Genomic DNA, 519 nt, shown 5'->3' on the forward strand with positions numbered 1-519 from the left:
CACGCCCCAAAGGCAGCCGCCTGCGAAGTAAATCTCTTCCATCATTCTGTCCTGAAAAACTTTGCGACATTATGGACATCACCGTCATGCAAACACAACTCCTACCATAAAACAGGAACAACTCGGTGGTTATTTGCTCTCTTTTTCATTCAAGTCGTCCTCGTTAGATTTGATTCCAATGCCAGCAATTATTGAATCACAAATACTTACGAAGAGAGCCAATATGAAAATAGAACATGTCGCGATTTGGACAGAGCGTTTGGAAGAGCTGAAAGGCTTTTATGAGAAATATTTTAACGCCGTATCCACCGATAAATACCACAATCCGAAGAAGCACTTTTCGTCTTACTTTCTTTCGTTTGAAAGTGGTGCTCGATTGGAGTTGATGTCGATGGAAGGAGTGACCGCCTGTGAAAACTCTCACTCGATGCAAGTAACAGGGTTGGCACACTTTGCCTTCGCATTAGGATCAGAGCAGGTCGTTGACCAAATAACCAAAACCTTGGTGGAAGATGGTTA

At 43.2% G+C, this 519-nt stretch carries 1 protein-coding gene; it reads left to right on the plus strand.

Translation table 11 applies throughout. The features are described from left to right. Positions 1 to 223: 223 nt before the first annotated feature. Positions 224 to 519 (plus strand): VOC family protein (locus R7O13_RS30850; RefSeq protein WP_318305718.1); only part of this gene is annotated, 296 nt, incomplete at its 3' end.

It is taken from the genome of Vibrio sp. Y176 (assembly GCF_033438945.1).